Raw genomic sequence first — 3,725 nt, forward strand, 5'->3', positions numbered from 1 at the left:
GGACTTTTTACGATTATCGCTCCTTGCTCTGCTTTGCTCCCATCTCCCCCCACGCGTGTGTGCTCGCACATACGCGCAAAGGAGTTCTCTGATGTATTCTCTGATGTATTCTCTGATGTATTCTCTGATGTATTCTCTGATGTATTCTCTGCATTATAGTAAGCGTATGACTGAATTTCCGACAACCTGTTGTCCGCATTTGCGACGACCTGTTGTCTGAATTCCTGATAACCTGTTGTCTGAATTTCCGACAACTTGTTATCTGCATTTCCGACATAAGTTTGCAGGTTTTCCGACAACTTGTTGTCTGAATTTCCGACATAAGTTTCTTGAATTTCAGCTTTCTTTGGATAGCTTTTTACGTCACTAAAAAGGTGTTTTTTGCGTGGCAAAGTTGCTTCATTTTGATTGACATTATCATTTAAAGCACCATTTTTTATCTCTTTTTTCTCTTGCGGTTTTAAAATTCTAGCTTCGTTTTTATTATTTTCATCATCGTTTTTTACTTCATTTTCAGAGTAATTTTTTAGTGCTAGTGCCAGTTTATCCCAGTCTATTTTATAGTATGTCTTAGCGGGCAGCCCCTTTATGACTATCTCTAAAAAGCTTAACTCTTTTAGCCTAGATTTAGCCCCTAATAGCTCATTTCTGCTTAGCGTAGTTTCATCTTGTAGCTCTTTATCTGTTTTAAAAATCGTGTCGTTATTCGCCTTTGAAAACCAATACATAAGCTGACTTAGCAGCACCCCAGCATTTATGCTGCCGCTTATTTTTGCATATATCGGATAAAACGCAATGGGCTTTTCATTTAATAATTTTAATGCACTCATATTATTACCACCCTTTCTATTCTTTGAAGTGTCGCCCTATCTACTTTTAAGATGATTAAAGGGTCATTCTCGGTTTTTGTAGGTTCGGCTTTTGCTTCGCTTTCGCTCTCTTTTTTTACGCTCTTTGGCACGGCTAAATTTTTATCACGCTTAGCCATTTTTACAAAATCATCAAAATTTTGGTTAAAATAACGTCGGCTCATTTGTCTTGCTCCTTAAAAATTTTGGATTAAAATCGTCGTAAGTCGTAAAGGCGTCCTCAAACACCCTGCACGTGATAGTTTTATTTATAAAGTCAATAATGGCTACTTCTTGATAAATCTTGCTAGATTTATCTTTGTATTCAAATATTGCTTTAAAATTTTGCTCTTGCATATCTGCTCCTTTAAATTAATTTGCTTAAATCAGCCCCCAAGTATGCAAGATTTTAAAGGAGCAGGGGCTGGTTTAAACAAATCTATTTACAGCTATAATCAAGCGTCATCACCCACGCTACAAATAGGCACATTAAGAGTAGCAATAGCATATTCATCTAGCCTCCCTTAAATCGCTATTAATCACTCTTAAAAGCAGTGCCACAAGGACTAAATTTAAAAGCAAGGTAAGCATAAAATAGCTCATTTTTTATCCCAGCACTCGTAGCTTGCAAGCTTTAAAAGCATAACGCTAAGGATTAAAAAACCAAGTGATACGACAAGCTCACACATTTTTAGCCTCTTGCGATTTTAGCCACTCTTTAATATTTAGCCACGCCTCAAAAGGCACCCCATTTTTTGCAAAAAAGACCATATTTTCATAGTTTGGTCTCATCATCCCGCACCTTAGAGCTTTAACAGAAGGCTCGCATATGTAACGCCTCTTTAATAGAGCAGTAAATTCTTTTTTTGTCATAAAATAAGTATATACCATTTATACTTAAAAAAACTTTAACAAATATAAAAACTATATACATATTTTTTAAAAAAATAAGATATAATTTTTATACTTTTTTATATGGAGATGTAAAATGGATTACGAAATAAAAAAAGACACGATAAAAAAGACACTAAAATTAAAAAAAATGACCTACGCCGACCTTATGTTTAAAATGCAAGAAAACGGATATGAAATCTCCGAAATTTCATTAAAAAAATGGCTACAAGAAAAGAGCAACATCCGCCCAAGCATTGATAGTATTGTTGCTATGGCAAAAGCTCTGGGGTTAAGATTTGATGAAATAACTCAAATAAACGAGCAAACAAACAACGCTATTTTTGGCGGGCTTTTGGGCGTTAAAAAAGTCCCTATTGTTGGATTTGCTTCGTGTGGCAGCCCTATAATTAGCGACTACAATGCAGATGAGGGGATTTATTTGTCGGCACAAACCTATACGCCAAACCTATACGCAATAAGAGCGTGCGGCGATAGTATGATGCCTGAAATTAGCGACGGCGATATTGTCGTTTGTAACCCAAACGCCGACATTTTAGATGGCGACTTGGTTCATTATACGCTTTTTGGCGAGAGTGCAATTAAAGTTTTTATTCGCTCAAAAACAAATATTTTAAAGCTAGTCCCTTTAAATCAAAGCCCACATTTTACCACGCTAAACATCACACAAGATGATACCGATATGCTAGATAATTTTAAAATGGCAAAAGTGGTGCAAATTATAAAAATAAATATCAACAATAGGCAGGAGCGATTAAAAATATTAAATTTTAAATAAATATTTTTTTGCCGTGAATTTTTTATAATTAAGCTAATATATCAAAAAATTAAAAGATTATATTTTCTTTAAAAATGCCTAAAATAACGATATTCTCATCATCAATTAAATATGGCACGACATATCCTTTAAAAATCAAATCTCTAATGTTATTTGATTTAAAGCTGGTTGATTGTCTGAATTTATAGGGCATATTTTGCAAATTATAGATTTTATCATAAAGTTCATCGGCAAATTTAATAGCCCTATTTGTGCTGTCTGCGGCTATAAATTCTAAAATATTGTCAAGCTCGTTTAAAAAATCATCTCTAAAAATTATGTTCAATTTTTTGCCCCAAGCTCTCTTAATTTTCTTTGTGTTCTAGCTTTTGCCTCATCAAAACCGCTAAACTTTTCTAAACTGCCACTTTTATAATCATCTACTGCCATTTTTAGCTCGGCTCTTATCTGCTTTTGACTTCTTTTATCTTTGTATTCTTTTTTTATTGTAAGTTTCGGATTGATAAATTTTAAACTTTTTATCACGCTCAAAGCTTCAGCACTCACATTATTTAAAACAATTTGCACTTATTCTCCTTTTTGCTTTATATTACCCAATTATTTCTTACATTATTTTGATTTTTTTTAAAAAGCAAGAAAAAGTAAGTTTATAATAAATACACTTTTTTTATTTTATTTTAAGTATAAAATGTATATACTTCTATCAACAAAAGGCTGGATAGCATAAAATGCTTTGACCGACAGAGCCTAAACCGAGTTTGGTTTAAATCTGGTTTTAATCGGATGCGTTAGGGGTGGGTTTAAGGCTAATTTTTCGCAATTAGCTTTAAAACACGTTAGAGCCCCTAGGCCGTGAATGAGTGCGTTTCACGGAGGCAAAAACACGCACATTTTACCCTAAAATGGGGACACTTAAAAAGCTCCTTAGCCAAAAACCTTTCCTTTCTTGAAATTTTAAAAAGCCAAAAAAACAAAGTGTCCCTTTTTTAGGGTAAAGGAGAAAAATGAAAAGACTAATTTTAAAGCTATTTAGGCTTTTAAAGCCACGCAGCGGACTAATAAAAAACATAACATTTTTAAAAATTTCGGAGGTGTAAAATGGAAAATTTTTTATATAACGACCTAAACGAACACGGCGAAATATGGGAGTTTAGGCGGTATTGTTACGAACACAGGGACGTTGATGA

At 33.8% G+C, this 3,725-nt stretch carries 6 protein-coding genes; 1 reads left to right on the forward strand and 5 read right to left on the reverse strand.

Annotated elements, in window-relative coordinates; genetic code table 11:
* From NYG85_RS11805 to NYG85_RS11815, 3 genes are all read right to left on the reverse strand, one after another.
* Positions 1-830 (reverse strand): hypothetical protein (locus NYG85_RS11805; RefSeq protein ID WP_284938854.1); only part of this gene is annotated, 830 nt, incomplete at its 3' end.
* Positions 827-1,033, reverse strand: coding sequence for a hypothetical protein (locus tag NYG85_RS11810; RefSeq protein WP_284938855.1), 207 nt, complete (start codon positions 1,031-1,033; stop codon positions 827-829). The genes NYG85_RS11810 and NYG85_RS11805, both read right to left, overlap by 4 nt.
* Positions 1,014-1,205, reverse strand: a complete 192-nt coding sequence (locus NYG85_RS11815) for a hypothetical protein (RefSeq protein WP_284938856.1) — start codon at positions 1,203-1,205, stop codon at positions 1,014-1,016. Before NYG85_RS11815 ends, NYG85_RS11810 begins: the two co-directional genes overlap by 20 nt.
* 631 nt (positions 1,206-1,836) lie before the next feature.
* On the opposite strand from NYG85_RS11815, the gene NYG85_RS11820 reads away from it, so the two are divergent.
* Positions 1,837-2,538, forward strand: coding sequence for a S24 family peptidase (locus tag NYG85_RS11820; RefSeq protein WP_284938857.1), 702 nt, complete (start codon positions 1,837-1,839; stop codon positions 2,536-2,538).
* A 49-nt stretch (positions 2,539-2,587) separates the two neighbouring features.
* Here the strand turns inward: NYG85_RS11820 and NYG85_RS11825 are convergent, their stop codons facing one another.
* Both NYG85_RS11825 and NYG85_RS11830 read right to left on the reverse strand, forming a co-directional pair.
* Positions 2,588-2,863 carry a type II toxin-antitoxin system RelE/ParE family toxin gene (locus tag NYG85_RS11825; RefSeq protein ID WP_284938859.1) on the reverse strand — a complete coding sequence of 92 codons (276 nt, stop codon included), beginning with the start codon at positions 2,861-2,863 and terminating at the stop codon, positions 2,588-2,590.
* Complete coding sequence (locus NYG85_RS11830; RefSeq protein WP_284938861.1) at positions 2,860-3,105, reverse strand: hypothetical protein; 246 nt, start codon at positions 3,103-3,105, stop codon at positions 2,860-2,862. Before NYG85_RS11830 ends, NYG85_RS11825 begins: the two co-directional genes overlap by 4 nt.
* Positions 3,106-3,725 lie beyond the last annotated feature (620 nt).

The organism is Campylobacter gastrosuis (assembly GCF_030249845.1).
GTDB lineage: Bacteria > Campylobacterota > Campylobacteria > Campylobacterales > Campylobacteraceae > Campylobacter_A > Campylobacter_A gastrosuis.

What these genes read in the sequence shown, in the direction of transcription:
- NYG85_RS11815 (WP_284938856.1), bottom strand. Translation starts at nt 1,205, where the DNA reads ATGCAAGAGCAAAATTTTAAAGCAATATTTGAATACAAAGATAAATCT.
- NYG85_RS11820 (WP_284938857.1), top strand. Translation starts at nt 1,837, where the DNA reads ATGGATTACGAAATAAAAAAAGACACGATAAAAAAGACACTAAAATTA.
- NYG85_RS11810 (WP_284938855.1), bottom strand. Translation starts at nt 1,033, where the DNA reads ATGAGCCGACGTTATTTTAACCAAAATTTTGATGATTTTGTAAAAATG.